Below are 24773 nucleotides of genomic sequence, written 5' to 3'. Positions count from 1 at the left end.
CTATGTCTAAAATGCTATTGAGAAAGGTGAGACATGCTTATTGGCTATGCGAGAACATCGACCTTGGATCAGAAAGCAGGGTTTGAGGCCCAACTTGATGAACTGGCGGTTCAGGGGTGTGAGAAGATTTTTAAAGAGCAAGTCTCTTCCGTCGATGTGACTGCCCGTGAACAGCTTAGTCAGGCGCTAGAGTTCATACGGGAAGGAGATACGCTGGTTGTCACCAAGCTTGATCGTTTGGCCCGTTCAGTTGCCCATCTATTGTCCATCCTAAATGAACTTGAAGATAAGGGTGCAGCACTGAAGATCGTAAACCTTGGTATTGATACCTCAACGCCGACTGGCAGGCTGATGTTGACCGTTCTTGGTGGCATTGCTGAATTCGAGCGCGGAATCATGTTGGAGCGCCAGAGGGAAGGCATCGCAAAGGCCAAAGCTGCCGGGAAGTACAAGGGTAGAAAACCAACGGCACGGGCTAAGGCCGACCAAGTACTGAGGTTAGATGCGGAGGGGATTGGAGCGTCTGAAGTCGCTAATCGCCTTAGTATCAGCCGTGCTTCAGTATATCGAATTTTGAATAGCAGCAAAGAAGCACGCTGATTGCTAGGCCTCCTTCGAAGCAACTGCAATCTACTCGCCTCGCAATTGGTTCATCGCCAACGGCTCTTTTGTATCGTTACATCTGACCATGTAAATGCGCGTTGTAGAATGGGGTTCACACTGGCCGTTTGCGGGGTATTTAGGGTTGATGAGCTCCTCTACATACCTCACCATATGTAGCCCCAGTGTTTATACTATCTACCAGATGGGGCTCGACGATGGCATAAATCTGGGGTACTTACTTATTACAGTTGCGAACACAAAAATAAGCCAAATCCGCAGCGCTTAAATACTCGAGGGTGGAGCAGGTAGTGAACAAATCAATTCGTGCTGAGCAGTTTCAGAATGAGTACATTCGCAATCTGAACAGCCTCAAATTGCCAAAAAGAAAACTGAACTTAAAGTATGCTTCTGTGTTCTGCGGAGGTGGCGGCCTCGATCTTGGGTTTAGTCTGGCAGGGTTTCGGCCAGCATTTTCTTCTGACTTGGTTCCACAGTACTGCGATACTGTTGCCAGCAACCTTGGAAGTCGCGGACACATCGTTGAACCACACGACATTTCCGAACTGACTGGTGCATATGTTGAGAGCTCAACTGGGCAAAAAATGGACGTTGTTATAGGTGGTCCTCCGTGCCAGTCATTCAGTATTCTGGGATCGAGGGGTTCGACTAAAGACCCTAGAGGAAAGCTAGTATTCGACTATGCTCGGTTCATACGAGAGCTTTCTCCGAAGGCTTTCTTGTTTGAAAACGTGCCGGGAATAATGACCTTGAACAAAGGTGAAGACTGGCAGCAATTATTGAAGTGTTTCCAAGAAGAAACGGGATTCACGCTGCGGATTGAGAAGCTGAATGCGGTGGAATTTGGAGTGCCACAGTTTCGGCAAAGGGTCCTGCTGGTAGGGTTTCGAGATAGACAAGCGGCAGAGAAATTTGAATGGCCAACTGCAACTCACTTTAGTGAACCCAAAGATGGTCTCAGTAAATATAGGGTAGCGTCAAAAGCGCTTGAAAGTGTAGAGGGTGTACCCAATCACATCCTTCGCAAACACTCTCAAAGAGTGATGGATCGATACAGTCTTGTTGAACCCGGCGGTCGCGATCGAAAAGATCATACGGATCGCATCCATCCGGATCGACCATCTGGTACAGTATTGGTTGGATCGGGAGCCGGGGGAGGGAGACCTTTTATCCATCCATCAGAAAATCGTCACATTACAGTTAGAGAAGCAGCTCGATTGCAGTCTTTCCCGGATTGGTGGGTTTTTTCTGGCGGTCCAACCTCGGCTTATCGACAAGTTGGAAACGCCGTGCCACCTTTGATGGCTCGAGCAGTCGCTGTGGAGGTGGCTAAGGCGCTAAACTAATGATTTTTAGGTCTTTACCGTATCCCGGTTATTCTTGGAGTCTCACCCAACACGCAGCCGGATTTAACAGAGAAACAATTGAAGGCATGATTACCTGCGCACTTCCGTTTCAGGGCCGGAGTAATTTTGGAAGTGATGTTACCAAACTGATGATTGAATCCAATCTCTTCACCCCAAACGAACGAGATGGGAAAAACGATGCTTGGCGTGACTATCAACAAGTCCTTCCAGAGCTAGGACTGATTGTATCGACAAAGCTGAATAGGCACTTGAGGTTAACTCAAATTTCACATGCCCTTGTTGCAGGTGAACTGACGTTCGAGCACTTCGCAAACATGCAAGTTCTGCGGTACCAATACCCAAACGGGCACAAAAGCGATTTGTCTTCAGCGCTAAAAAGTCAACTGCAACAAGCGGGTAAGGGCATTCCAAGTAGCCTGATTGAACTACAATCGAGCACCGGGGTCCTAGTCAAACCCGGTCTGCTTCTTTTGCAGGTTTTGTTAGGTCTTCTAGATAAGGGAGAGCCCCCGAAAATTAGTGCAGATGAATGCAGAGTTTTTGTTGTTCCGTGCAAAAGAAACGAGGAATTTGAAGACGCCGTTTCGGATATTATTGTTGCGCGGAAGCAAAGGACTGACATCTCCAACGTCAACTCAGATAGGAGACTTCGGAGAAACATCCAAGACTGGTTCAAGTTGCTGAGTATGACGACGATTTTTGACTCTGATGGCAGCAGATTTCTTGAAGTTAGTGAAGGGGGACGGAAAGAACTTCAAACATTGCGTGCCATATGCGCAAAAGAGTCAAAATCTAATACTTTTTGGATTCCAAGCGGAGGCAGCCACAGCGATCGCTTGCAATGGTTCGACCACTTTGGGTCAGTTTCTTCAAGCTTCGAGAGCCAACTGGATTTGGTTGCGTCCTCTACCAAGATCGCCGATGAACCCAATTTTGAAGAGTTTAGAGACGACGATAATCTGTCGACAGTTGGTCCAGTGAGTCTGATCGAGTTTTCGGAGGATAGCATTTTCTCCAAAGCAGAAATAGGTTTGGGTAAGGATGTATCTGCACTTGCAATGAGTGTGAAATCTGGTGCTATCAAAAGGCACGCAAAAGCACTACTACACGACCAGTTGGTTTTGCGGTTCGCCAATAGATACAAAGAACAAGGCGCAGAGGTATTGGTAGACCCAAATTCCGTGGATTTGTATGTAAAGTGGGGCGAAAATAAATCCGCCATATTTGAAGTGAAGACTGTCACAAAAAAGTCTATGCCACAAAGACTTAGATTGGCACTTGGGCAAATCAAAGAGTACAGTTTTCGGATAAAAAAGGATTACGGTGTCGACGTAGATCAAGCATTGATCATAGATCGCTCGATGTCCCAAGAAGATTGGCAACGTGAGTTCTTCAACGATTACATGAATGTTGGAGTCATCTGCTCAACGTCAGACAAAACCACTGTTTACCCACCAGCAAAATCCAAAACGTCTGATAGTTGGTAACCTTCTCAGCTCCACCGTCAATTCAGCTGGATGCTGTTGATACATTGCTTTTTAGAAACCAGTCATACCGCGTTGACAACCTCGAACCACGCTAGCGTTTCCGCAAGCTTGTGGAACACCAATACCCTCACATTCCTTTTTGGGAATGTAACGCTGTGTTTTGAAGCGAGATTAGCGCTAAGAACACTCAGTATATACCGAAGATTTGTGACGACTCGGCATTGTGGACACAAGCCTAGAAATTGGTGACACAAAGAGTGACACATGGGTTTTTTCTGTTGACGCAAGTACTTGATATAAAATAGTAATACGAAACGAAAGTTGGTATAAAATCCTCTCAGGTGCGCCATAATCACGACAGTCTCGGGGTCAAAACCGTTTTTGGGGAATTGGCTCGATTGGTGCTCGATGTGGATTGTGCGTCTGATTGCGCCCCTCCAAAAACAAAGAGCGCCCAAGGGCGCTCGTCGTTTTGAAGTGATGCCGGGCTGTTATCCGCCCCAGCTACGGATCTCACCGCAATCCATATGAACGAAGTTTGAACGGGAGTATTTGCCCACGCCACCGGCGCGGCAGGATATTGCGGCCTTGGCCATTTGCGAGACCGAACGTGACGACAAGCGAAGGTCAGCGGCTTGACCTTTCATATGCAACGAATTCTTCGCAACACGACGCGAGCGGGACCGCAAAATCGCGTTTGTCTGCGGCGAGCGATAACCCGACAGCAGCATATAGGGTTCGTCAACATCCAGCAGATTGTGAGAGGCAGCCATGATGTCGATGGTGCGCAGATCCATGGATTTGACCTGATCCGTGCGCCAGTCACGCATGAAGTGGTTCACTTCCTTGACGGCGTCTTTGATGTATTTGCCGTCGACCCAATAGATCATGTCGATCCGTTCGCCGGTGCGACCCGAATACATGCGAATACGCCGGATATCGCCACCGCCGCGGAGAAATCCTGCTGCATTGGAATAAGTAGGTGCCGCGACAACTGCCGTAGCTGCAAATGCGCCCAATAGGGCACGCCGGGTCATGCCCGAAGTACTGCTCGTAGTCATTATTGTTTCGTCCCGTACTGTTCCTGCCTGCGCACGATGTTACGCGCGCGTTCTTAATTTTTTCCCATCCCAGATGCGGGATTTATGACACAGACGCGAAAGCCCGCCAAGAAGTCTTTCATATTCATCTTTTATAGGGGGAATTTTCGGCAGTTTTTTGCGCAGGTGATGTTTTTCGGTATATTCTTTAGGCAGATGGGCTATGCGAGACTCTTGCCGATGCAAACGGGCATCACGCAATGGAAGAAGATTTAAGGTGATGTATTTGTGAATGGACAAGGGGTCCTGCCCAAAACCATATTTGTTCGACGTGAACACTGAAACGTCCAAGTTATTGAATAATCAGGGTCATCTCATGCGAGCCTTATTTCGTGCGTCATCCAGCCTTGTATTTGCGGCTTGTTTTGCCGCTTCAACGGCTTTGGCGAGTGCCGAAAACAAACCTGCGACCGCGTTTCAAATGGCTGTTGCCGAGTATTTGCCCTCGGGTTCAGGTATCGCTGAATTTTACCGCTCCACCGGGTTTTCACCGGTTTGGGTCGGGGACACGCCTGCTCATGAAGACCGCAGGGCGGGGTTGATCCGGGCTTTGTCCGGGGCTGATATGCACGGATTGCCCAACGGGGCATACGATGTTCAGCGATTGCTTGCTCAGATGCAGGACGCTCAATCCATGCGGGATTTGGGGGCGGTCGAGATTTCGCTAACGAAAGCATTCCTTGCTTATTCAAACGATCTTTATTCGGGTGCGCTGAAGCCTGCGGAAATTGACAATGGGCTTGTGCGTAAGGTCGACCGTCGATCTGCCGAGGATCATCTTCAAGGCTTGCTTGCCCACGATGCGGCTTATTTTGAACGGCTTGCACCACAGACGGCGCAGTATAGGGCGCTGATGAAGCAGAAACTCGCGTTGCAGAAAACGATCGAGCAGGGCGGTTGGGGCGGGAGCGTTCCAGAAGGCAAGCTCGAAAATGGTGACACCGGACCCGCCGTAATCAAGATGCGTAACCGGTTGATCTCAATGGGGTATTTAAAACCCACAGCGGCCCCCAGTTTCGATGATGTGCTGCTGGCCGCCGTTAAGAAATTCCAGTCCGATCACGGTCTTGCACCGGATGGGGTCGCAGGGCCGGGCACGATTTCCGAATTGAACCGCAGTGCATCCGACCGACTAAAGGCGGTCTACGTCGCGTTGGAGCGTGAACGCTGGTTGCCAAAAGAACGGGGCGACCGGCACATTCTTGTAAACCAGGCGGACTTTTCCGCGAAAATTATCGACGACGGTCTGGTCACGTTCGAGACGCGCACGGTGATTGGAAAAAACACGCATGATCGGCGCAGTCCCGAGTTCTCGGACGAAATGGAACATATGGTTATCAATCCAAGTTGGTATGTTCCACGCTCGATCATCACAAAGGAATACTTGCCCAAGCTGCAATCCAATCCAAATGCCGTGGGTCATATCCAGATTACGGACCGCAGTGGTCGGCAGGTGAACAGAGGGGCTGTGGACTTTACGCAGTTCAATGCCCGGAACTTCCCTTTTGCCATGCGACAGCCGCCGAGCCAGAGCAATGCTTTGGGGCTGGTGAAGTTTATGTTCCCAAACCAGTACAACATTTATCTGCATGATACGCCGCAAAAAAGCCTGTTCGCTCGTGAAGTGCGGGCTTTCTCGCACGGGTGTATTCGACTGGCGCAACCGTTCGAGTTTGCCTACGCGTTGCTGGCAAAACAGGAAGAAGACCCAAAGGCGTTTTTCCATCGCATTCTTGCGACTGGAAGGGAAACCACAGTGCCCTTGGAAACGCATGTGCCAGTCCACCTTATCTATCGTACGGCCTATATCGGCCCGAAAGGAGAGGTTCAGTATCGGCGCGATGTCTATGACCGTGATCGGAAGATCTGGGAGGCTCTGCAGAAAGCAGGGGTAGCCCTGCCGGACGTTCAGGGGTAATCACCGGGTTAGGACCTTAACCCGGGAAGCCCGACATGCAGTATACAATTCAACAGATCGCCGAAGCTCTGGGTGCAGAAAGCCAGGGTGATGATAGCCTGACTATCGTAAGGGCCGCAGAGCCTGGCGATGCCGGACCGTTGGATCTGGCGATGGCAATGTCGCCGAAATATGCCGAGGCGCTCAAACCGGGATCGGCAAGGGCCGCAATTCTGTGGGAAGGCGCGGACTGGCAAAGTCTTGGGCTTGAGGCGGCCATATTTGTGTCTCGCCCACGTATGGCAATGGCCGGGGTCACCTCGATGCTTGACCGGGGGCAGGGTGTTGAGCCCGGTATTCACCCGTCAGCGGTTGTCGACCCAACGGCCGAGCTGGGCGACAATGTTTCAATCGGTCCTTTGACAGTCATCGGTGCCAGGGCAAAAGTTGGCAAAGGTTCGGTGATTGGGGCGCATTGTGTTGTCGGGATGGATGTCGTTCTAGGCGAAAATGCGTTCCTGCGAGAGATGGTCAGTATTGGCGCCCGAGCCCGGATCGGGGATCGGTTTATCGCACAGCCTGGCACCCGGATCGGGAGTGATGGGTTCAGCTTTGTGACCCCCGAAGTTTCCGGTGTTGAAAACGTGCGCAAGACCATGGGTGATCAAGGGGATACGCAGGCACAAAGCTGGTTACGTATTCACTCGTTGGGTGCGGTTGAGATTGGCCATGATGTCGAGATTGGCGCAAACACCACGATCGACAACGGGACGATCCGCAACACGTATATCGGTGATGGCACGAAACTGGATAACCTTGTGCATGTTGGGCATAACACGCGTATCGGCAAGGATTGCCTGTTATGCGGACAATCCGGCATTTCCGGCTCGGTCGAGATTGGCAACAACGTAGTACTGGGCGGACAGTCCGGCGTTTCAGACAACATTTTCGTTGCGGACGGTGTGATCGCTGCTGGGGGCACGAAGATTCTGTCCAATGTGCCCGCCGGTCGTGTGATCATGGGGTATCCGGCGGTAAAGATGGAAACTCATACCGACATCTACAAGGCGCAGCGCCGCCTGCCGCGTATGGCCCGTGACGTAGAGGCGCTCAAAAAGGCTGTTTTCAAACAGGCTCCGAGCGATTAAATCATCCTCAACGTGAAAATCAGAGGTTCGACATGAGCATCACCGACCGCGTCATCGCCATCATCGCCGAGCAGGCAGTGTTGGAACCTTCGGATGTGACGCCCGAAAGTACGCTCGAGGATCTTGGGATCGACAGCTTGGGTTTGGTTGAGAGTATTTTCGCCATCGAAGAAGAATTCGACATTACCGTTCCGTTCAACGCCAATGAGCCAACGGCCGGTGATTTCGACATCTCGAACGTTGCTGCGATCATTGCGGGCATCGAGAAACTTGTGTCGGAAAAGGTCTGACACAATCTCATGAAACGCGTTGTTATTACCGGGGCCGGGACGATCAATTCGCTGGGCCATTCTGTGCCAGCCACTCTGGAAGCGATGCGCGAAGGTCGCTGTGGCATTTCCGAGCTTGAGTTCCGCGACGTTGAACGGTTGGCGATCAAAATCGGCGGTCAGGTTCGGGGGTTTGAGGCTGAAGGCCGGTTTAACCGTCAGCAAATGACTTTATATGACCGTTTCACGCAATTTACGCTGACCGCTGCGAAAGAAGCGATCGAACAGTCGGGTATCGAGTTTCACGGTGATCTGGCGGCGCGATCCGGTGTTGTTTTGGGCACGGCCGGAGGCGGTGTTTCAACGTGGGATGATAATTATCGGTCTGTCTACGAGGATGGAAAGAACCGGGTCCACCCGTTTGTCGTGCCAAAGCTGATGAACAACGCGGCTGCCAGCCATGTGTCGATGGAGCATAACCTCAAGGGGCCGAGCTTTACTGTTTCGACCGCCTGTGCCTCGTCAAACCACGCGATGGCGCTTGCGTTTCAGATGGTGCGCAGTGGTGCCGCGCCGACGATGTTGACCGGTGGCTCGGAATCCATGCTGTGCTTTGGTGGCGTCAAGGCATGGGAAGGGTTGCGCGTAATGTCCAAGGACGCCTGCCGCCCGTTCAGTGCGAACCGGAATGGAATGGTTCAGGGCGAAGGCGCTGGAGTTTTCGTGTTCGAGGAATACGAACATGCCCGCGCACGTGGTGCGGATATTTTGTGCGAAGTCGTCGGGTTCGCGATGTCATCGGATGCCTCCGATATCGTAATGCCCAGCAAACAAGGGGCCGCGCGCGCTATGTCTGGCGCGTTGACGGATGCTGGACTGAACGCGGATCAGGTCGGTTATATCAATGCGCACGGCACAGGCACCGCAGCCAACGACAAGACCGAATGTGCTGCCGTGGCCGATGTGTTCGGGCCACATGCAGACGAACTGATGATGTCCTCCACCAAGTCGATGCACGGGCACCTGATTGGCGGAACCGGAGCGGTGGAACTGCTGGCCTGTATCATGGCTTTGCGAGACGGAGTGATCGCTCCGACTATTGGTTACGAAGAACCTGACCCCGAATGCGCATTGGACGTAGTGCCAAATGAAGCACGCGACGCCAAGGTTGAAGTCGCCTTGAGCAATGCGTTTGCGTTCGGTGGCCTGAACGCGGTCTTGGCGCTGAAAAAGGTCTGAGCGGTACTCAGTCCGGCAAAAAAGGCGGCCGCTGATTCAGCCGCCTTTAGCTATTTTATTGGCTTTGCTCTGCGTTCAGGCCATCAAACCCTGCGGTAAACCCGGCCAACGACATGTCCATTGCAAGGACCTGATCCGGAAAGCGCGCCGGAACCAGTGACAGAACCGCTTTGGTGCCAGCTTTCATTGCGTCGATATCGGCTTGGCTCAAGCCTAGTTGGGCAACACAGCCAACAGGAACGCAGTGGTGATAGTTGTAGAGTTTGCGCGGCGCGCCATCGATCGACAGGGCAAGTTGCGCCTGAAGCAGGGTTTCAAGCGGAACGATCACGCTGGCCCATGCAACAGCCGCGCCGCCAGCAGGTAGTTTGCCGATGGTTACTTCGGCAATGGGTTCCCCTTGCTGGCCGTTCAGAATTTGGACCAAAGCACAGGGATCTTCACCTTCTTCGGCCTTGATGCATGAAACCTCCCAATCGCCCGACGTTTCCTTGACGAATTGTTCGCCAACACGCGGTCCCGACTGCCCCAGGTCAAGGCCACTGTCGGCTTGCGATGGTTGAGAATCGTTTGACTGGGTTTCCTGAGCTGCCACCGCACCAGACAAAAGCACAGCGCCAACAATGTTGAGTGAGAGAAGTTTCTTGAGCATGAATGCCTCGGCAGATTGGTTTAGCTTTTTGCCCGGTCTAGCATCCTTGCAACTAGGTGTCAGGCATTAAGCTACTTAAATAAGTGGAAGTGATCGGATTCTTGCCGGTTAAACGTAGAAAAGACCGCCTTTCACAACGAAAAAGGGAGCCGGTGGAGCGGCTCCCTTCACTTGAATTTTCTCCCCGTCGGACTGGCCGACTTAGTTATGCGCAGACGTTACGAAAGGGGAACGCGTCGGTCAACTGCAAACCTGAAAATTTAATGACATAGGCGGAAAACTTAAAAAAGCCGCGCTCGAAAGCGCGGCCAGTCGACAGGGAGGAATATGTTGCCTCGCACCTCTCACCGCAGAAGCAACGATTAGACTATCGCAGTTAAATGTTAACTTTGTATGCTTGGGTCAGACCGGTGGAATTGGGGACGTTAATTGAATGACAAAGGGCATTTTTTTAGGCGGCGCGGGTGAAGCCTATGACCAGCCGCAAAGTTTGACGCTAAAATACGCCAATCGGCATGGATTGATTGCTGGTGCGACCGGGACAGGCAAAACGGTGACGCTGCAAATTCTGGCCGAAGGATTTTCCCAGGCGGGTGTTCCGGTGTTTTTGTCGGACGTAAAGGGTGATCTGTCCGGGCTGGCCAAGGCAGGCAGTGAAACGCATAAATTACACGAACCCTTTCATGAACGCGCCAAGAAAATTGGTTTCGCTGATTATTCTTATGCCGCCTGCCCGGTTGCGTTCTGGGACCTGTTCGGAAAACAAGGGCACCCCGTCCGCACAACGGTAACCGAGATGGGTCCGCTGCTTCTGTCTCGTCTGATGGACTTGAGTGAGGCGCAGGAAGGTATTCTGAATATCGCCTTTCGTGTGGCGGACGAAGAAGGGATGCCTCTGCTGGATCTCAAGGACCTGCAATCGCTACTGGTTTGGATCGGCGAGAACCGCGCACAACTCTCATTACGTTTTGGCAATGTGTCGACGGCTTCGATTGGCGCTATTCAGCGGCGGTTGCTGGTCTTGGAGAACCAAGGCGGTGCCAACCTGTTCGGTGAGCCTGCTCTGGAACTTGCGGATCTGATGCGTGTTGACGAAAACGGGCAGGGCGTCGTGAACATCCTTGCCTCTGACAAGCTGATGGGGGCCCCGCGTCTCTATGCGACGTTCCTTTTGTGGCTGCTCAGCGAATTGTTCGAGGAACTGCCCGAGGTCGGCGATCCGGATAAGCCAAAGCTGGTGTTTTTCTTTGATGAGGCCCACCTGCTGTTTGAGGATGCCCCAAAGGTTCTTGTGGACAAGGTCGAACAGGTCGCGCGTCTGATCCGCTCGAAGGGGGTGGGTGTCTATTTCATATCGCAGAACCCGGCGGATATTCCAGAAGACATCCTGGGCCAGTTAGGAAACCGGATTCAACACGCACTCCGCGCTTTTACGGCGCGGGACAGGAAGAACCTGCGTCTTGCGGCCGAGACATATCGCGAGAACCCGGCGTTTGATACCGAGGCCGCAATACGTGAAGTCGGCGTGGGTGAGGCTGTAACCTCGATGCTTCAGAAAAAGGGCGTGCCGGGGATTGTCGAGCGGAGTTTGATCAGGCCACCCGGTTCACAGCTAGGCCCGGTTACAGTGGCCGAGCGTCAGGCTGTGATAGACGCGTCTCCGATGAAAGCGAAATATGACGTTCTGAAGGATCGAGAGTCCGCCTTTGAGATTTTGAAATCCCGTGCCGAGGCCGCTGCAAACGCCGCCGCCGAAGCCGAAGAACAGTCGGAATCGCAATCCGTAGCCGAACGGGAGTTTGCGACCGCGCGGCGCTATTCCGGCAGCAGGGTCGGGCGGTCTTCGTCCCGTGTCACACGCAAAAAGGACACGTTTGCAACCGCCATGAGTGAGGCTGTCATCAAGGAACTGAAAGGCACCACCGGGCGCAGGATCGTTCGCGGTATCCTCGGCGGTCTATTCAAAAACAACTAGGGGCAGCGCGCCGGGTAAAATAGGCCCGGCGCGATCCCATTTCTGCTATTTCAAGCGACGCTGGCCTTCCTGCTTACAGTAGGCGTCTGCCTCTGGCACCGACATCTTGTCAGCCGGGAAATCAATGGCGCGATCCCAGACAACACGATCAGGGCGGTAGAGCTGGCAGGTGACTACGCCCTGAGATGTCTGGACCTTGACTGGTGTGCTTTCCAGGTCTTCGGGGGACGGAATACATCCGGCCAATCCAGCAACAAGCGGAAGAAAAAGAACTTTTTTGGCTATCGAGGGGGTCATGTGAACTCTTTTCATACTCATCAGGATGTCCGCATCATTCAGACCGGGCGGAGCGGTTGCCCGAACCAAAGCGGCTCTTTTTCGTCTAAACAACCCGCGGGGTGAAATCAACAAACCGCGCCAAACAGTTGGCGCGGTTTACAAATAGATTTCAGTCGGTCTTATTTTTCGGGGATCAGTCCTCGTGGGCTGAACCTAAGCACGATGAGAAGGATCAGACCCATGGTAAACAGGCGCATATGCGCGGCACTTTCGATCAGGTGGGCCTTGAGCGCACTGCCATCAGGCATTCCGGCCGTAATCAGGTTCATCATCCACAAGCCGATCGGTTCGACCTGAACCCACAAGAACCAGATCAGGAAGGCGCCCAGAACCGCTCCGAAATTGTTGCCCGATCCGCCGACGATAACCATGACCCAGACAAGGAACGTAAACCGCAGCGGCTGATACGCGCTTGGGGTCAACTGACCGTCCAGAGTGGTCATCATCGCACCCGCGATTCCACAGATTGCAGAGCCAAGCACAAATATCTGAAGATGGCGGCGGGTGACATCCTTTCCCATCGCCTCGGCTGCGACCTCATTGTCGCGAATGGCGCGCATCATGCGTCCCCACGGACTTTTGAGCGCCATCTGCGCCATCCACAACAGCGCCACCAAGACGATCAGGAACAGCAGCGAATACCCCAGCTTGACCGAGAGTGTCGACGCCGTGACGGGATCCAAACCAAGCCACTCGGCCCGCGCAAGGAAGCTCGGATCAGCTTGCAAGTCCACCTCATAGCCAACCACCGGAGCAGGGCGCGGGATGCCGTAGACGTTCTTGACGCCACGGGCCAGCCAATCCTCATTCTTCATCACTGCAATGATGATCTCGGCGATCCCAAGGGTAGCGATCGCCAGATAGTCCGACCGGAGACCCAAAGCTGTCTTACCGATAAGCCAAGCCGCACCTGCCGCAAGCAGGCCGCCCGCGGGCCATGCCAACAATACGGGCAGGTTCAGGCCGCCAATATTGCCGGCGACTGCGGGGTCAATCGCCTCGACCGCTGCGATGCTGGGATCGAATACCGCGCGATAGATAAAGAAGCCGGCGATGAGAATGCCGATGATAGACAGGGTCTGCACCCGCCCCTTAGGCATTCGCGTAGCGACCATCACAGCAGCGACCACCGTTGCAGCCCCCAATAGCAGGGCCAACAGAATACCGTATCCTCCGGCCGACCACGCGCCCGGTGTGGGTGGGGTCGAGATCAGCACCACCGCCAATCCGCCCAGCGCGACAAATCCCATGACGCCCACGTTGAATAGCCCGGCAAAGCCCCATTGCAGGTTCACCCCGATAGCCATGATCGCCGAGATCAGCCCCATGTTCAGGATCAGGATCGCCGCGTTCCAGCTTTGCGTAAAGCCGGTCAGCAGGATCAAAGAGCCGACCGCAATGAAAAGCAGCGTGTTTTTGACGGACTCGCTCATACCGCTTTCCCCTTGAACAGGCCCGTGGGCTTAAACAGAAGCACGATCAGCAGGATCACGAAGCTGACGGCGAATTTGTAGTCGGTGGACAGGAATTGAACGAGGCCCGACGGCTCCAAACCTTCGGGTGCCAGATAGGTCAGCACCTTTTTCCACGCATAGGTGATGGTGACTTCGGAAAACGCGATGATGAACCCGCCCGCAATGGCACCAATCGGATTGCCGAGGCCGCCCACGATGGCCGAGGCAAAGATCGGCAGCAGAAGCTGGAAATAGACGAAGGGCTTAAAGCTCTTGTCGAGGCCATAGAGCACCCCTGCCGTGGTCGCCAGCGCTGCGACAATGATCCATGTGATCATCACCACGCGCTCGGGGTTGATGCCGGACAGCAGCGCCAAATCCTCGTTATCGGAATAGGCGCGCATCGACTTGCCGGTGCGCGTTTTGTTCAGGAACCAGAACAACAGCGCCACAGCGACGACAGCCACGATCACGGTAATACCCTGAGAGGTTTTGATCGCCAGCCCTTCACGCAGGCCGGTCATCGCCTTGAAATCCCGAGCCGAGACGATGAACCGCGCCCCGTCCGAAAAGCGTTGATCGTCCGGCCCAATGATAAACCGCACAAGCCCGTTCATGATGAACATCACGCCCATGGACACGATCACCAGAATGACCGGCTTGGCCTTTTGTTCGCGGTAGAACCTGTAAACCAGTCGGTCGGTGATCAGCAACAGAACGATACAGCCCAGAATGGCAAAGGGCAGGGCCAGCAGAGCGGTCGGCAGCGGCCCGAAATTAACCCCGGCGGCCTGCAGGCCCCACGTGACCAGAACGGCGATCATCGCGCCAAAGGCCATCGTATCGCCGTGTGCAAAGTTCGAGAACCGCAGGATGCCATAGATCAGCGTCACCCCCAAAGCGCCCAGCGCCAACTGGCTGCCATAGGCGATTGCGGGAACAAGAACGAAGTTGGAGAGCGCTACCAGAGCGTTGAGGAAGTCCATTATTCCATGACCTCACATGTACCGATGCTGGATTGAACTGAGAGATCACCGAACGCGTTGTAAATTTGTGAACGTACGCTTCGGCCATCAGGAAACACCGTTATGGTCAATCCTGCGAGTGGTTCCATTGAAGGGATCAGAAAATGCCGTGTCCCGCCAACTCCACTTTGCTCGATTGGGTTGTTTTGAATGGCCGCGTCCAGTTTGATAGGTTTAGAAGATGACGAATAAGCAAGTGTGGATGTTCCAGAAAGCGGACCGGCACTTTCAAGCAAATGGTCGTCAGACCAATCACAATTTAATTCGAATACTTGAGGTAAGGTTTTTGTTGTATCCGTAAGTGCACAATTTGCTGTTAAGCCGATTGCACAAGCCATTGCAGTAATCCTACCCATCTGATTCCTCGGCGCTTGAGTCGCCTTAAACCTGTGCCCTTCTAGTGAACGGGATGTTGAGTCCAAAATCTGCACTTTGGTCACCCCCCCAAGAAACTCTTACGCACTTCGGGGTCGGCCAGCAGTTCCTTGCCCGTGCCGGTATAAGCATTCCGCCCCTGCACCAAAACATATCCCTTGTCGGCGATCTCCAGCGCTTGACGGGCGTTTTGTTCGACCATCAGGATCGGCAGCCCGGTGCGCGAAACCTCGATGATCCGGTCAAACAATTCATCCATCACGATGGGCGAGACACCAGCGGTTGGTTCGTCCAGCATCAGCACCTTGGGTTGAGTCATCAGCGCGCGGCCCACGGCGACCTGTTGGCGTTGGCCGCCTGACAACTCTCCGGCGGCTTGGTTGCGCTTGTCGCGCAGGATGGGGAAGAGGTCATAGACCTGCTCCATCGTCTCAGAAATATCGTCGCGGCGGATGAAAGCGCCCATCTCAAGGTTCTCTTCCACCGTCATTGAGGTGAAGATGTTCGAGGTCTGCGGCACAAAGCCCATCCCCTTGATCACCCGGTCCTGCGGCGACAGGGTGGTGATATCCTCGCCGTCCAGCCGCACCGCGCCTGCGCGGACGTCCAGCATCCCGAACACGGCCTTCATCGCAGTGGATTTGCCTGCTCCGTTGGGGCCGACGATCACGGCAATCTCGCCTTTGTCGACTGCGATGGTGCAATCATGCAGGATGTCTGGCCCTTTGCCGTACCCTCCGGTCATGGTGTCACCAATCAGGAACGGGCCGCCCTCGACCTTGTGCGTCTTACCGCTTTTGCGATGGGCGGGGGTCATGGTGCCGACGCCGTGCGTGTTGGTGATCGAGGCGTCCTTGTTGCCTCTGTCGTCGTGATAGGGATTGTCGCTCACGCCAGCGGTCATGTTTGGGCCTCCAGCTTGTCTTTGTTTTTCAGGCCGGTGCCCAGATAGGCTTCGATCACGTGCTCATTCGCCTTGATCTCGTCCAGAGTACCCTCGGCCAGAACCTTCCCTTCGGCCATACAGATGACCGGGTCGCAGATTTTGCCGATGAAATCCATGTCATGCTCGATGACCACAAAGGTATAGCCGCGTTCCTTGTTCAGACGCAGGATCGTGTCGGCGATGGTCATCAGAAGGGTGCGGTTCACACCCGCGCCGACCTCGTCCAGAAAGACGATCTTGGCGTCGACCATCATGGTGCGGCCCAGTTCCAGCAGCTTCTTTTGACCGCCCGAGACCTGACCTGCCTTGTGATCGGCCAGATGTTCAATGGTCAGGAACTCCAGCACTTCATCGGCCTTGGCGCGCAGCGCGCGTTCCTCATCGGCGATGCGCTTGCGGCCGAACCATGTGTTCCACAGCGATTCACCCGATTGCGCGCCGGGCACCATCATCAGGTTTTCGCGGCACGTCATCGAGGAAAACTCATGCGCGATCTGGAAGGTGCGCAGCAGACCCTTGTGGAACAGCTCGTGCGGGGGCAGGCCGGTGATGTCCTCACCATCCATATGAACCTTGCCGCTGGTCGGCGGCAGAACGCCCGCGATCACATTGAACAGAGTGGTTTTTCCGGCCCCGTTCGGCCCAATCAGACCAGTGATCGAGCCCTTCTGGATTTCCAGCGATGCCCCGTCCACCGCGTGAAACCCGCCGAAATGCTTGTGCACGTCTTCGACGACGATCATTTTTTCCCCTAGCCGCCATTTTCGGCGCTCTTATCGCATCCCCGTTGGCCGGGGTGCGGCCTTTTTTCATTGAAACAGCCCGGACACAAGGCCCGGGCTGCTTGTTCTTATGACCTAATAAGTCTGATCAACGGAAGTTGACGGTCTTGTTCTCGCCGTCGGTGACTTCGATCTCACGATACGAACCCGCGCTTTCACCGGGGCCGATCAGTTCAACACCCGACGCGCCGACATAATCGACGTCCTGACCAGCGGCCAGCAGTTCCAGACCCTTGGCCAGCTCACCGGGATAGATTTTCTCACCCGGAGCGTTGGCGACGTCCATGATCTTGGCGCCATAGTCAGCAGGGTTGGTGGACCCGGCGGCCTGCATTGCCAGCATGAACAGCGCTGCGGCGTCATAGCTTTCAGGCGAATAGGGCGACGAGCCGTCGAAACCAGCGGCTTCGGCCATGGCAAAGTACTTCTCGGCACCTTCACCACCCGAACCGGCGATCTGACCGAACGAGCCGTTCAGGTCGGGGCCGACATTGGCAGGCAGCGAGTCTCCAATCATGCCACCGGGCAGGCCGAACGTGTCGAACGCACCGCTGTCCAGTGCCGACTGAATGATGCCCAGGCCGCCTTGATCCAGATAACCAGCAACGACCAGAATGTCGCCACCGGCCGAGGCCAGCGCGCCAACTTCGGCCGAGTAGTCGGCCTTGCCGTCTTCGTGCGCGGCGACGATGGTGACTTCGCCACCCGATGCCTCGAACGAGGACTGGATCGCGTCCGCCAGACCTTTGCCGTAGTCATTGTTTGTGTAGGTCAGAGCGATCGAGCTGATGCCACGGTCGTTCAGGATGTCGGCCATCACCTGACCTTCGCGCGCATCCGACGGTGCGGTGCGGAAGAACAGGCCGTTGTCTTCCATGGTCGACAGGCCGGGCGAGGTTGCCGACGGCGAGATCATGACCATGCCGTTCGGAATCGCGACGTTCTGCAGGATCGCACCGGTCACGCCCGAGCAGTCGCCGCCGATGATGCCAGCAACACCGTCTGCGATCATGCGTTCGCCGTTCGATGTCGCCAGACCGTTGTCGATGCAGCCAGTGTCAGCGCGGGATGCCGACACGGACGAACCGTCCAGCAGTTTTCCGGATTCGGTGACTTCGGCCATTGCCAGTTCTGCGCCCGATCCCATTGCAGGGGCCAGCGATTCAATCGGTCCGGTAAAGCCAAACAGGACGCCCAGCGTCACGTCTTCGGCCATTGCGGTGCCGGACAGCAGAGCGGTTGCTGCAGTTGCTGTAAGCAGCTTTTTCATATGGTTACTCCCTATTGTGAACGTATTCGTTCTGGGCATGACCCTAGGCAAGCTGTTCCGAAAAGAAAAGTCCTAACGCAAACGTGTTTTTGCGGCCCATAATCCTATTTGTTTTTCTATGGTTGTAGCGGCGTCCCAAAGGTGGAGTTCATGATGTTTCGGTCAATTGCGATTCTGGTTTTGTTGCTGAGTGCGACGACGGTCAGTGCTGACATACTCAAGACTTCGGTTGGTTCTGTGCGGGTGACGCCCCTGGTCGAAGGGTTGGACACGCCTTGGGCGATCGGAGTGTTGCCGGATGGTTCATTCCTTGTCACCGAGCGGGACGGAGAGCTTTTGCATATCGCTGACGGCAGGGCCGAGCGCGTGCGTGGAGTGCCGGACGTGGTCGCCAAAGGGCAGGGCGGCTTGCTGGATGTGACCGTCGCTCGCGACTTCGCCCAGACTCGCGAGGTGTTTCTGACGTTTTCCAAGCGTCAAAAAGGTGGTGCGGGCACCGCCGTGGCGGTCGCGCGACTGTCAGAGAATGGAAAGCGTCTCACGAACCTGCGGGTCATCTTTGAAGCTGTTCCCGGAGGCTCAGGCGGTCGGCATTTTGGTTCTCGGGTCGTGGAAGCGAATGACGGAACCTTGTTTGTCACGATTGGCGATCGTGGTGACCGGCCACAGGCTCAGGACAGGTCGAACCACATCGGCTCGGTCGTCCGAATAAATCGGGATGGCTCGGTGCCCTCTGACAATCCGTTTGTCGGCCAGCCCGATATCAGGCCAGAGATTTGGTCTTTCGGGCACCGAAACCCACAAGGCGCGGGTCTCGATGCGCGAGGGCGTCTGTGGACGTCAGAACATGGTGCGCAGGGCGGAGATGAAGTGAATCTGGTTCTGCCGGGCCGTAACTTTGGCTGGCCTGTGATTTCATACGGAAAGCACTATTCAGGCAAACCAATCGGCGAAGGCACCGCAAAGTCAGGGATGGAGCAGCCAGAGCTTTACTGGGACCCGTCCATCGCACCGTCAGGATTGATGGTCTATTCCGGCAAACTCTGGCCCGAGTGGAAAGGTGACATCTTCGTAGGTTCGCTCAAGTTCAACTATATCGCCCGGCTTGAAGGATCGCCCCTAAAGGAAGTCGAGCAGATCAAAGGAGCCGAGACCGAACGCGTCCGGGACATTGTCGAAGCGCCCGACGGTTCTATCTGGTTTATTTCCGTGGGGCAGGGTGCGGTTTATCGAATGTCGCCAGACGGTTAGACCGACAAGCGACCACCTTGCGCACCACGCTCTCTGTATGGTGTGGTATTGTAATGCGCGCGGTAGCATTTCGAGAAATGCGAGGGACTGGCAAAACCACAGGCCAGCGCCACGTTGATCACGCTCATATCCGTTTGCATCAGCAGGTTACGCGCTTTGTGCAGGCGCAGTTCCATATAATACCGTTTCGGTGACCGGCTGAGATAGCGCCGGAACAGGCGTTCCAACTGCCGGGTCGACATGCCCACATCCTTAGCGAGGATCGAGGGCGAGATCGGTTCCTCGATGTTCTTTTCCATCATCAGGATGACCTGGCTCAGCTTGGGGTGGCGCACGCCGATGCGGGTGGGCGTCGACAGGCGCTGCGTGTCTTGGTCCGTGCGGATCGAAGAATAGATCATCTGGTCGGCCACCGCGTTGGCAAGGTCTTCGCCGTAGTCGTCCGCGATGATTTTCAGCATCAGGTCAATGGATGAAGTCCCGCCCGCCGTGGTCATACGATTGCCGTCAATCTGGAACACGGACTTGGTTAGTTCGACCTCGTCAAACTCCTCAATGAAGCTGTCCGAGTTTTCCCAATGGATCGTGGCGCGTTTTCCATCCAATAGTCCGGCCTTGGCCAGAGTGTAGGCGGCCGTGCACAATCCGCCGATACGCAAGCCGCGACGGGCTTCTCGGCGCACCCAGTTCAGAACCTTTTTGGTCGTCGCGGCCTGAACGTCGACACCGCCGCAAATCAATATGACATCATCACGTTGAAGCTCGACCAAGTCGCTGTCCAGTTTGAATTCCGTCCCAGCCGAGCAGTTTACGGTGTCTCCGCCTTCACCCATGAACGTCCATGAGTAAAGCTGCTTGTCCGCCATTCGGTTTGCAATACGCAGACTGTCCAGCGCCGAAGCGAAGGACAGCAGGGAAAACTTGTCCAGCAGGACAAACACGAAATTCCGAGGGTTAGCCGCAGTGTCTTCCACCGTGACAACTTGGCGTTGCTCTTGCATGGCGAGGTGTCCTTGATTCGGCGCCTTATGACGTTACGTCGGCGACAGATTTGACAGCCACCATGATCAAAGCTTGTTTCCCACGTCAAGAGGCGCAAATCGGATATGGTCACTCTTCCTTGCTTTTTGTATAGAGACGACCTGAGTACTTCAGCGGAGATCAAAGCTATGACCGAGTGGCAAAAAACGAACTGGCGCAACAAGCCCCGGGTTCAGATGCCAGATTATACCGACGCGGCCGCGCTGGCCAAGGTCGAGGCCCAGCTTTCGCAGTATCCTCCGCTGGTTTTTGCGGGCGAAGCACGGCGCTTGAAACAGCATCTGGGCGCTGCTGGACGCGGTGAGGCGTTCTTGCTGCAAGGCGGCGATTGCGCTGAAAGCTTTGAACAATTCAGCGCGGACGCAATTCGCGACACGTTCAAGGTGATGCTGCAGATGGCGATGGTGCTGACATATGGCGCCAAAGTGCCGGTGGTCAAAGTTGGCCGGATGGCCGGGCAGTTTGCCAAGCCGCGCAGCGCCCCGACCGAGGTGGTCGATGGTGTGGAACTGCCAAGCTACCGTGGCGACATCATCAACGAGCTGGCGTTTACACCCGAGGCACGTATCCCGAATCCGGGCAAGATGCTGCAGGCCTATACGCAGGCGGCGGCGACACTAAACCTTTTGCGCGCCTTCTCGACCGGTGGTTTCGCCGATATGAGCATGGTGCATTCGTGGACTTTGGGCTTCACGGATGAACAGGACGTTCAGAAATACTCTGAGATCGCGGACCGGATTCAGGACACGATCGACTTTATGAACGCCGCAGGTATCACAGCCGACACCACGCATGAGTTCTCAACCGTGGAGTTCTACACCAGCCACGAAAGCCTGCTGCTGGAATATGAAGAGGCGCTGACGCGTCTGGATTCGACCTCTGGCAACTGGCTGGCCGGGTCTGGCCACATGATCTGGATCGGCGACCGCACCCGTCAACCCGACGGAGCGCATGTCGAATTCTGCCGGGGTGTATTGAATCCGATTGGTCTGAAATGCGGTCCGACCACGACAGCGGAAGACCTGAAGGTTCTGATGTCCAAGCTGAACCCCGAAAACGAAGAGGGTCGCCTGACCCTGATCGCGCGTTTCGGAGCGGGTAAGGCCGGTGAGCATCTGCCGCGTCTGGTCAAAGCCGTGAAAGAAGAAGGTGCCAAGGTGACATGGGTCTGCGACCCGATGCACGGCAACACCATCAAATCGGCAACGGGCTACAAGACACGCCCGTTCGATTCAGTCCTGCGCGAAGTTCGCGACTTCTTTGGCGTGCACCAGGCCGAGGGCACAATCCCCGGCGGTGTGCATTTTGAGATGACCGGACTGGACGTAACCGAATGCACAGGTGGTGTTCGGGCCGTGACCGAAGAGGATCTGTCGGATCGTTATCACACTGCTTGCGACCCCCGTTTGAACGCGTCGCAATCGTTGGAACTGGCCTTCCTTGTGGCTGAGGAACTGACGAACTTGCGGCGCGACCGCGGAAAACGAGCAGTGAGCTAATCCTGAAAAAAGCGAGCTACGGCTCGCTTTTTTGTTGCCGCGGGGCGGTGTCAGTCCTCGCGTGATACAACCAGTCGCAAATGTGGCTTCTGCTGTTTGAACTCTATCGGTTTTTCAGCAAATCCAGCCGCGACTGGTTCACAGGTCTGCGTCGGCATGTGAGGTGTTGTTGCCGCTCGAACCTTTTGCCAGGACACTTCAAACCGTTTGGGCGTTGCCCCTATCGCTCCGTCGCTGACCAAAACCCCCAAAGCACGGCTTACATCGCCGAGATCGCTTTTGAGCGGCAAGAGGATCATGCGGGCTTGCAGGCGCGTGCGTCCCGGTTTTCCACCGGACTCCAGCGTGAGTTCAGCAATCGCGGGTCCTGCAAAAACCTGTTCCAGAGTGTCGGTGACCTGCGATCGTGCCGAGGGTTCAAAGAAGGTTGTCAGGGGCATGCCGCGAACCTCCATTCCCGCTAGATTGTTCAAATGGCTGCCTGCCAGCCTGTACCGGGCCAGACCGGGCGCTATACGTTCAAGGATGAAGGTGTATTCCAGAATGTTCTCAAGCCCGCGCGGATCAATCTGGGATCGCATGGGCACTCCGTGACCTGTCAACAGTGCGGTCCAATATGCTTCGGCTTGGCGGATGGGCGAAACGCTGCGCCCACTATCAAAGCGATCCATAGAGACGATCTTTCCAAAACTTGACCCGGAACCGTTTCCGAAAAAGGTTTTCATTTCATAACCCTAGCGCCAATTGACCCTGATTTGTCTAAAATGCCAGATAGCGGGGACATATTTGAATAACCAGCCCTGACACGGGTGAGATTGACATGGGTTTCGCCAATCTTGGAGGAATTCTTTAATGAATGGTTAACCTGCCATCGGCAGCGACCAAATCAGCAAACTCTTGCCCTGCGTGCTGTGATGGCATTAGGTGCGGGCAAGAAATTAGAGACGAGCAGCGACGAAAGGGCGGGCATGATCAGATCCATGACTGGGTTTGCCTCGGGCAAAGGGACATTTGGGCCGCATAGCTGGACGTGGGAGTTGCGCAGCGTCAATGGCAAGGGGCTGGACATGCGCGTGCGTGCTCCTGAATGGTTGACCGGCCTCGAGGTTGCTCTGCGTGCGCAAATGTCCAAGGCTCTGAGCCGGGGGAATGTCACGCTGTCCCTGCGATTGAGCCGAGATGAAAGTGCTCCGGAACTTGTCTTGAACGAAGTTGCGATGTCTGCGGCTCTGGATGCTGTGGCCAAGACGCAGCAAATGGCGGCTGCTCGGGACTTGAGCCTGGCCACGCCAAGCCCCGCCGAGCTGATCGCCCTGAAAGGCATGTTGGACGCAGGCAGTGACGTGGATGATCCAGCGCCGTTGGTTAGCCATCTGACCACCGAGTTTTCGGGACTTTTGGCCGAGTTTATTGCGATGCGCGAGGCAGAAGGTCAGGCTCTTTCAAAGATTCTGAACGGTCAGCTAGACCAAGTGGCAGAGTTGACGATTCAGGCCGCAGATTTGGCCGAACAGCGCAAGGACAAGGTTGCGGACTCATTGCGTGAGAACCTAGCGCGCGTCATGGATAACGCGCAGGGTGCCGACCCGGATCGTGTGGCACAGGAATTAGCCCTAATCGCGGTCAAGGCTGATATAACGGAAGAAATCGACCGCCTGAAAGCACATGTCGTAGCGGCGCGGGATTTGCTGGAACTGGACGTTGCGGTTGGCCGAAAGCTCGACTTTCTGATGCAGGAGTTCAACCGAGAGGCAAATACCCTGTGTTCCAAGGCGCAAAGTGCTGATTTGACTTCGGTAGGGCTTGAGTTGAAGGCCGTAATAGATCAGATGCGCGAGCAAGTTCAGAACGTAGAATAACGACAGGAGCGCCAAATGGCGGATCGACGCGGCCTACTCATCATTTTGTCCTCGCCATCCGGTGCAGGGAAATCCACTTTGGCCAAGCGGCTGATGCAGTGGGATACCGATCTGGAGTTTTCGGTCTCGGCGACGACCCGCGCTCCTCGTCCCGGTGAAGAACATGGCCGCGAGTATTTCTTTCTGACAGAGGATGCGTTCAAACAGCAGGTTGCCGAGGGCCAGATGCTGGAACACGCGCATGTTTTCGGAAACTTTTACGGCTCACCCGCCGGGCCGGTCCGCGAGTCGATCAACAGTGGCAAAGACGTTTTGTTCGACGTGGATTGGCAGGGTGAAGTTCAGATCCGTAACTCGGACCTTGGCAAACACGCGCTTTCGATCTTTATCCTGCCGCCATCGATCCCCGAACTGCGCCGTCGGTTGGAAACCCGTGGGCAGGACAGTGCGGACGTGATCGCTAAGCGGATGCTGAAAAGCTGGGACGAGATCAGCCATTGGGGGTACTACGATTACGTTCTGGTCAATGACGATCTGGCGTCGACAGAAGAAAAGCTGAAGACCATCGTCAGCGCCGAACGAATGCGGCGTATCCAGCAACCGAGCCTGCAAAACCACGTTCGCGCGCTACAAAATGAATTCGAGGGCCTGTCATGACCGTTTACGCACTTGGTGAGCATACGCCGCAAATTCACGATGACACATGGGCGGCGCCGGATGCCAACCTGATCGGCAAAGTGGTGATGGAGCAGGGAGCCTCGGTCTGGTTCGGCTGTACCCTTCGCGCCGACCACGAAGAAATTCGCGTCGGTGAAGGCAGCAATGTGCAGGAAAACTGCGTCATGCATGTCGATCCGGGTTTTCCACTGACCATCGGCAAGAATTGCACCATCGGCCACAAGGTCATGTTGCATGGCTGTACGATTGGCGAGAACTCTTTGATCGGAATGGGTGCGATCGTCTTGAACGGGGCGAAGATCGGCAAGAATTGCCTGATCGGGGCAGGGGCTTTGATTACGGAAGGGAAAGAAATCCCCGACAACTCACTTGTTATGGGATCGCCGGGTAAGGTCGTCCGTCAGTTGGATGATGCGGCCGCGCAGAGACTGACCCTAAGCGCCCTGCATTATCAGAGCAACATGCGCAAATTCCGGGACACCATGAAAGCGGTCTGATC

The 24773-nt window shown here is 55.1% G+C and carries 25 protein-coding genes; 13 read left to right on the top strand and 12 right to left on the bottom strand.

Translation table 11 applies throughout. The features are described 5' to 3' along the window. Positions 1-33: 33 nt before the first annotated feature. The 3 genes from ACR0LH_RS00975 to ACR0LH_RS00965 all read left to right on the top strand — a co-directional run bounded on the left by ACR0LH_RS00975 (position 34) and on the right by ACR0LH_RS00965 (position 3475). Entirely contained in the window at positions 34-600 is a 567-nt protein-coding gene (locus tag ACR0LH_RS00975) for a recombinase family protein (protein WP_480719291.1), read from the top strand. A gap of 311 nt (positions 601-911) precedes the next feature. After that, the gene (locus ACR0LH_RS00970; RefSeq protein ID WP_480719290.1) at positions 912-1967 is read left to right on the top strand and encodes a DNA cytosine methyltransferase; all 1056 of its coding nucleotides are present in this window, start codon (positions 912-914) and stop codon (positions 1965-1967) included. Next, complete coding sequence (locus ACR0LH_RS00965) at positions 1967-3475, top strand: hypothetical protein (RefSeq protein WP_480719289.1); 1509 nt, start codon at positions 1967-1969, stop codon at positions 3473-3475. Before ACR0LH_RS00970 ends, ACR0LH_RS00965 begins: the two co-directional genes overlap by 1 nt. Positions 3476-3966: 491 nt before the next feature. On the opposite strand, the gene mepK is transcribed toward ACR0LH_RS00965, so the two are convergent. Both mepK and ACR0LH_RS00955 read right to left on the bottom strand, forming a co-directional pair. Beyond that, positions 3967-4536, bottom strand: coding sequence for a peptidoglycan L,D-endopeptidase MepK (gene mepK / locus ACR0LH_RS00960; RefSeq protein ID WP_480719288.1), 570 nt, complete (start codon positions 4534-4536; stop codon positions 3967-3969). Between the two features lie 39 nt (positions 4537-4575). Further along, entirely contained in the window at positions 4576-4854 is a 279-nt protein-coding gene (locus ACR0LH_RS00955) for a hypothetical protein (RefSeq protein ID WP_480719287.1), read from the bottom strand. Between the two features lie 37 nt (positions 4855-4891). On the opposite strand from ACR0LH_RS00955, the gene ACR0LH_RS00950 reads away from it, so the two are divergent. The 4 genes from ACR0LH_RS00950 to ACR0LH_RS00935 are packed head-to-tail and all read left to right on the top strand — an operon-like array spanning position 4892 to position 9128. Then, on the top strand, positions 4892-6493 hold the full coding sequence (locus ACR0LH_RS00950) for a L,D-transpeptidase family protein (RefSeq protein ID WP_480719286.1): 1602 nt from the start codon (positions 4892-4894) through the stop codon (positions 6491-6493). A 35-nt stretch (positions 6494-6528) separates the two neighbouring features. Continuing rightward, positions 6529-7620, top strand: a complete 1092-nt coding sequence (locus ACR0LH_RS00945; RefSeq protein WP_480719285.1) for a UDP-3-O-(3-hydroxymyristoyl)glucosamine N-acyltransferase — start codon at positions 6529-6531, stop codon at positions 7618-7620. A gap of 32 nt (positions 7621-7652) precedes the next feature. Beyond that, the gene (locus tag ACR0LH_RS00940) at positions 7653-7910 is read left to right on the top strand and encodes an acyl carrier protein (RefSeq protein ID WP_170389287.1); all 258 of its coding nucleotides are present in this window, start codon (positions 7653-7655) and stop codon (positions 7908-7910) included. A 9-nt stretch (positions 7911-7919) separates the two neighbouring features. Then, positions 7920-9128 carry a beta-ketoacyl-[acyl-carrier-protein] synthase family protein gene (locus ACR0LH_RS00935; RefSeq protein ID WP_170389288.1) on the top strand — a complete coding sequence of 403 codons (1209 nt, stop codon included), beginning with the start codon at positions 7920-7922 and terminating at the stop codon, positions 9126-9128. Positions 9129-9183: 55 nt separating this feature from the next. Here the strand turns inward: ACR0LH_RS00935 and ACR0LH_RS00930 are convergent, their stop codons facing one another. Next, positions 9184-9780, bottom strand: coding sequence for an invasion associated locus B family protein (locus ACR0LH_RS00930; RefSeq protein WP_480719284.1), 597 nt, complete (start codon positions 9778-9780; stop codon positions 9184-9186). Between the two features lie 433 nt (positions 9781-10213). On the opposite strand from ACR0LH_RS00930, the gene ACR0LH_RS00925 reads away from it, so the two are divergent. Continuing rightward, entirely contained in the window at positions 10214-11755 is a 1542-nt protein-coding gene (locus tag ACR0LH_RS00925) for a helicase HerA-like domain-containing protein (RefSeq protein ID WP_480719283.1), read from the top strand. A gap of 45 nt (positions 11756-11800) precedes the next feature. Here ACR0LH_RS00925 and ACR0LH_RS00920 read toward each other — a convergent pair whose 3' ends face one another. The 7 genes from ACR0LH_RS00920 to ACR0LH_RS00890 all read right to left on the bottom strand — a co-directional run bounded on the left by ACR0LH_RS00920 (position 11801) and on the right by ACR0LH_RS00890 (position 17946). Next, positions 11801-12073: a hypothetical protein gene (locus tag ACR0LH_RS00920; protein WP_480681961.1), complete on the bottom strand. Its 273-nt coding sequence runs from the start codon at positions 12071-12073 to the stop codon at positions 11801-11803. A gap of 140 nt (positions 12074-12213) precedes the next feature. Continuing rightward, positions 12214-13527: a branched-chain amino acid ABC transporter permease gene (locus ACR0LH_RS00915; RefSeq protein ID WP_170553411.1), complete on the bottom strand. Its 1314-nt coding sequence runs from the start codon at positions 13525-13527 to the stop codon at positions 12214-12216. Continuing rightward, complete coding sequence (locus ACR0LH_RS00910; RefSeq protein ID WP_480719282.1) at positions 13524-14534, bottom strand: branched-chain amino acid ABC transporter permease; 1011 nt, start codon at positions 14532-14534, stop codon at positions 13524-13526. Before ACR0LH_RS00910 ends, ACR0LH_RS00915 begins: the two co-directional genes overlap by 4 nt. Then, a complete protein-coding gene (locus ACR0LH_RS00905; protein ID WP_170389293.1) occupies positions 14534-14929 on the bottom strand; it encodes a hypothetical protein in 396 nt (131 codons plus the stop codon). Before ACR0LH_RS00905 ends, ACR0LH_RS00910 begins: the two co-directional genes overlap by 1 nt. 80 nt (positions 14930-15009) lie before the next feature. Beyond that, positions 15010-15840 (bottom strand): ABC transporter ATP-binding protein, encoded by an 831-nt coding sequence (locus ACR0LH_RS00900; RefSeq protein WP_480719903.1) that lies wholly within the window; start codon positions 15838-15840, stop codon positions 15010-15012. An 8-nt stretch (positions 15841-15848) separates the two neighbouring features. Continuing rightward, positions 15849-16637, bottom strand: coding sequence for an ABC transporter ATP-binding protein (locus tag ACR0LH_RS00895; RefSeq protein ID WP_170389294.1), 789 nt, complete (start codon positions 16635-16637; stop codon positions 15849-15851). A 127-nt stretch (positions 16638-16764) separates the two neighbouring features. Continuing rightward, positions 16765-17946 (bottom strand): ABC transporter substrate-binding protein, encoded by a 1182-nt coding sequence (locus ACR0LH_RS00890; RefSeq protein ID WP_170389295.1) that lies wholly within the window; start codon positions 17944-17946, stop codon positions 16765-16767. A 153-nt stretch (positions 17947-18099) separates the two neighbouring features. On the opposite strand from ACR0LH_RS00890, the gene ACR0LH_RS00885 reads away from it, so the two are divergent. Next, the gene (locus ACR0LH_RS00885; protein ID WP_480719902.1) at positions 18100-19197 is read left to right on the top strand and encodes a PQQ-dependent sugar dehydrogenase; all 1098 of its coding nucleotides are present in this window, start codon (positions 18100-18102) and stop codon (positions 19195-19197) included. Here the strand turns inward: ACR0LH_RS00885 and ACR0LH_RS00880 are convergent. Continuing rightward, on the bottom strand, positions 19194-20198 hold the full coding sequence (locus tag ACR0LH_RS00880; RefSeq protein ID WP_170389296.1) for a GlxA family transcriptional regulator: 1005 nt from the start codon (positions 20196-20198) through the stop codon (positions 19194-19196). The genes ACR0LH_RS00885 and ACR0LH_RS00880 overlap by 4 nt on opposite strands. Before the next feature lie 168 nt (positions 20199-20366). Between ACR0LH_RS00880 and ACR0LH_RS00875 the strand changes: the two genes are divergently transcribed. After that, positions 20367-21737, top strand: a complete 1371-nt coding sequence (locus ACR0LH_RS00875) for a class II 3-deoxy-7-phosphoheptulonate synthase (protein ID WP_170389297.1) — start codon at positions 20367-20369, stop codon at positions 21735-21737. A gap of 50 nt (positions 21738-21787) precedes the next feature. Here ACR0LH_RS00875 and ACR0LH_RS00870 read toward each other — a convergent pair whose 3' ends face one another. Further along, entirely contained in the window at positions 21788-22462 is a 675-nt protein-coding gene (locus tag ACR0LH_RS00870) for a PAS domain-containing protein (RefSeq protein WP_480719281.1), read from the bottom strand. 255 nt (positions 22463-22717) lie between these two features. Between ACR0LH_RS00870 and ACR0LH_RS00865 the strand changes: the two genes are divergently transcribed. The 3 genes from ACR0LH_RS00865 to ACR0LH_RS00855 are packed head-to-tail and all read left to right on the top strand — an operon-like array spanning position 22718 to position 24771. Beyond that, positions 22718-23596: a YicC/YloC family endoribonuclease gene (locus tag ACR0LH_RS00865; protein WP_480719280.1), complete on the top strand. Its 879-nt coding sequence runs from the start codon at positions 22718-22720 to the stop codon at positions 23594-23596. Between the two features lie 15 nt (positions 23597-23611). After that, on the top strand, positions 23612-24253 hold the full coding sequence (gene gmk, locus ACR0LH_RS00860; protein WP_170485398.1) for a guanylate kinase: 642 nt from the start codon (positions 23612-23614) through the stop codon (positions 24251-24253). Further along, the gene (locus tag ACR0LH_RS00855; protein WP_170485401.1) at positions 24250-24771 is read left to right on the top strand and encodes a gamma carbonic anhydrase family protein; all 522 of its coding nucleotides are present in this window, start codon (positions 24250-24252) and stop codon (positions 24769-24771) included. Before gmk ends, ACR0LH_RS00855 begins: the two co-directional genes overlap by 4 nt. Positions 24772-24773: the final 2 nt, after the last annotated feature.

Source organism: Ruegeria sp. CL6 (assembly GCF_056536465.1).
Note: the sequence above shows the minus strand (reverse complement) of the source record. Positions and strands in the feature narration are given on the sequence as shown.

Bases quoted from the DNA above. Each gene is read 5' to 3' on its own strand.
- ACR0LH_RS00975 (WP_480719291.1), top strand. From the start codon at position 34: ATGCTTATTGGCTATGCGAGAACATCGACCTTGGATCAGAAAGCAGGG.
- ACR0LH_RS00965 (WP_480719289.1), top strand. From the start codon at position 1,967: ATGATTTTTAGGTCTTTACCGTATCCCGGTTATTCTTGGAGTCTCACC.
- mepK (WP_480719288.1), bottom strand. From the start codon at position 4,536: ATGACTACGAGCAGTACTTCGGGCATGACCCGGCGTGCCCTATTGGGC.
- ACR0LH_RS00950 (WP_480719286.1), top strand. From the start codon at position 4,892: ATGCGAGCCTTATTTCGTGCGTCATCCAGCCTTGTATTTGCGGCTTGT.
- ACR0LH_RS00945 (WP_480719285.1), top strand. From the start codon at position 6,529: ATGCAGTATACAATTCAACAGATCGCCGAAGCTCTGGGTGCAGAAAGC.
- ACR0LH_RS00940 (WP_170389287.1), top strand. From the start codon at position 7,653: ATGAGCATCACCGACCGCGTCATCGCCATCATCGCCGAGCAGGCAGTG.
- ACR0LH_RS00935 (WP_170389288.1), top strand. From the start codon at position 7,920: ATGAAACGCGTTGTTATTACCGGGGCCGGGACGATCAATTCGCTGGGC.
- ACR0LH_RS00930 (WP_480719284.1), bottom strand. From the start codon at position 9,780: ATGCTCAAGAAACTTCTCTCACTCAACATTGTTGGCGCTGTGCTTTTG.
- ACR0LH_RS00925 (WP_480719283.1), top strand. From the start codon at position 10,214: ATGACAAAGGGCATTTTTTTAGGCGGCGCGGGTGAAGCCTATGACCAG.
- ACR0LH_RS00920 (WP_480681961.1), bottom strand. From the start codon at position 12,073: ATGAGTATGAAAAGAGTTCACATGACCCCCTCGATAGCCAAAAAAGTT.
- ACR0LH_RS00915 (WP_170553411.1), bottom strand. From the start codon at position 13,527: ATGAGCGAGTCCGTCAAAAACACGCTGCTTTTCATTGCGGTCGGCTCT.
- ACR0LH_RS00910 (WP_480719282.1), bottom strand. From the start codon at position 14,534: ATGGACTTCCTCAACGCTCTGGTAGCGCTCTCCAACTTCGTTCTTGTT.
- ACR0LH_RS00905 (WP_170389293.1), bottom strand. From the start codon at position 14,929: ATGGGTAGGATTACTGCAATGGCTTGTGCAATCGGCTTAACAGCAAAT.
- ACR0LH_RS00895 (WP_170389294.1), bottom strand. From the start codon at position 16,637: ATGATCGTCGTCGAAGACGTGCACAAGCATTTCGGCGGGTTTCACGCG.
- ACR0LH_RS00890 (WP_170389295.1), bottom strand. From the start codon at position 17,946: ATGAAAAAGCTGCTTACAGCAACTGCAGCAACCGCTCTGCTGTCCGGC.
- ACR0LH_RS00885 (WP_480719902.1), top strand. From the start codon at position 18,100: ATGTTTCGGTCAATTGCGATTCTGGTTTTGTTGCTGAGTGCGACGACG.
- ACR0LH_RS00880 (WP_170389296.1), bottom strand. From the start codon at position 20,198: ATGCAAGAGCAACGCCAAGTTGTCACGGTGGAAGACACTGCGGCTAAC.
- ACR0LH_RS00875 (WP_170389297.1), top strand. From the start codon at position 20,367: ATGACCGAGTGGCAAAAAACGAACTGGCGCAACAAGCCCCGGGTTCAG.
- ACR0LH_RS00870 (WP_480719281.1), bottom strand. From the start codon at position 22,462: ATGAAAACCTTTTTCGGAAACGGTTCCGGGTCAAGTTTTGGAAAGATC.
- ACR0LH_RS00865 (WP_480719280.1), top strand. From the start codon at position 22,718: ATGACTGGGTTTGCCTCGGGCAAAGGGACATTTGGGCCGCATAGCTGG.
- gmk (WP_170485398.1), top strand. From the start codon at position 23,612: ATGGCGGATCGACGCGGCCTACTCATCATTTTGTCCTCGCCATCCGGT.
- ACR0LH_RS00855 (WP_170485401.1), top strand. From the start codon at position 24,250: ATGACCGTTTACGCACTTGGTGAGCATACGCCGCAAATTCACGATGAC.